This window comes from Pseudomonas sp. EU05-FHT14B02 (genome assembly GCF_058791055.1).
Genome location: NZ_JBYTDD010000059.1, coordinates 1 through 1,959, shown reverse-complemented (window position 1 = coordinate 1,959; position 1,959 = coordinate 1). Strand labels below are relative to the sequence as shown.

Annotated in this window: 2 protein-coding genes; one reads left to right on the top strand and one right to left on the bottom strand. The window is 59.2% G+C overall.

Annotation, left to right across the window (positions count from 1 at the left end; all coding sequences use genetic code 11):
- Positions 1 to 98 precede the first annotated feature (98 nt).
- Positions 99 to 545, bottom strand: coding sequence for a MarR family winged helix-turn-helix transcriptional regulator (locus AC3WTM_RS29445; RefSeq protein WP_102671808.1), 447 nt, complete (start codon positions 543 to 545; stop codon positions 99 to 101).
- A gap of 82 nt (positions 546 to 627) precedes the next feature.
- Here AC3WTM_RS29445 and AC3WTM_RS29440 point away from each other — a divergent pair, with 82 nt between their 5' ends.
- Positions 628 to 1,794, top strand: coding sequence for an aminotransferase-like domain-containing protein (locus AC3WTM_RS29440; protein ID WP_102671809.1), 1,167 nt, complete (start codon positions 628 to 630; stop codon positions 1,792 to 1,794).
- Positions 1,795 to 1,959 lie beyond the last annotated feature (165 nt).

Here is a 1,959-nt window from a genome sequence, read left to right as displayed (position 1 = left end):
AGCAAGCCCGCTCCCACAGGGGAATGCGGTCACCTGTGGGAGCGGGCTTGCTCGCGAAGGCATCGGTTCAGCCACTGCAAATCCAGCAGATTGAATACTCAGTCTGCCGACAACTGGCCTTTTCCCAACGCCAGGTTCACCGTCAACCACCCATTCACCGCTGTCTCCCCGGCCTCGGCAAACACCCGCTCCAGCAATTTCACCTGCTCACGGCGCAACGACTGTTCGAAACGAGCGCCGTCATCGGTCAGTTCCAGCAGCCGCTTACGCTTGTCCGACTCGGACGCGACGCTGTCCACCAGATGCATCTCGACCAACTGACGCAACGGCATGTTCAACGCCTGCTTGCTCACACCGAGTAAAGCCAGCAGTTCCTTGACACTCAGGTTCGGATAGCGGGCGATGAAAAACACGATGCGCTGATGCACCCGACTCAGGCCGCGACGTTCGAGCATTTCATCGGCCTTGGCGGTGAAGGCCTGGTAGCCGAAGAAAAACGCTTCCATGGCTTGCTGCTGGGAAAGCGGGTTTTTAAGGTCAAGCATATTGACGTATCCGTTCGGGGAGGCGTAATTTCGGTCAACAAGTTTGACTCATTTTTCACATGCCTCGCTACCGGTGATCCCCATGGCTTTTTCCGAACGTGTCTCACGCCTTAAAAGTTCTTTGATCCGTGAAATCCTCGCTGCGGCCCAACGTCCGCAGGTGATGTCGTTTGCCGGCGGCTTGCCGGCCGAAACCATGTTGCCGAAGGTCGAGTGGACCGAGATGCCGGTTTCCATGGGCCAATACGGCATGAGCGAGGGCGAACCGGCGTTGCGCGAAGCGCTGGCCGCCGAGGCGCGAGCGTTGGGAGTGCCATGTGAGGCAAGCCAGGTACTGGTGGTCAGCGGCTCACAGCAGACCCTCGACCTGGCCGCCAAGCTGTACATCGACAAGGGCACCGAAATCCTGCTCGAAGCGCCGACTTATCTGGCGGCATTGCAGATTTTCCAGCTGTTCGGTGCCGACTGCCTGACCGTGCCGCTGGAGGCTGACGGACCGAACTTGACGGCGCTACGCGCTCGCCTGGAGCAACATCGCCCGGCTTTCATCTACCTGATCCCGACCTTCCAGAATCCATCGGCGGTGCGTTACAGCGAAGCCAAACGCAACGCGGTGGCGGCATTGCTCGATGAGTTTGGCGTGACGCTGATTGAGGACGAGCCTTACCGCGAGCTGACCTTCGACGGTGGCAGCGCTACGCCGATTGTCAGTCGCTTGAAGAAGGCCAGCTGGATCTATACCGGGACCGTGTCGAAAACCCTGTTGCCGGGTTTACGTGTCGGCTACTTGATAGCCAGCCCGGACCTGTTTCCGCATCTGTTGAAACTCAAGCAGTCGGCGGATTTGCACACCAATCGGATCGGCCAGTGGCAGGCGCTGCAATGGATCGGCACCGAAAAATATCAGCAACACCGTAGTGAGTTGCGCGATTTTTATCGGGGGCGTCGGGATGCATTTCAGGCTGCGCTGGAAACGCACTTCTCCGACCTGGCGGACTGGAACGTGCCGCAGGGCGGGCTGTTCTTCTGGTTGAAACTCAAGCAGCCGCAAGACACCCGCACCTTGCTGAATGCCGCGCTGGCCAACGACGTGGCGTTCATGCCGGGGGAGCCGTTCTTCCCCGAGCCGGACAACCATCCGGGGTATCTGCGATTGAACTTCAGCCACATTGATCCGGCGCGGCTGGATGAGGGGCTCAAGCGGTTGGCGGCGGTGGTGCGTGCTGCCCAGGCCGCAAAAGCAGCCTAGAAACAAATAAACCGGCGCATGGACTAATGCCAGTCAGTTAAGCTGACTGGCATTTTTCTTTCTGATCGGATATTTCGGCGATTTGAGCCGGATGGCCCGGGGATAAATGCGCTCCTCTCGCCGATGAGGCAGGACATAGTGCGGGGCTGAGGCATGCAGCTCGAC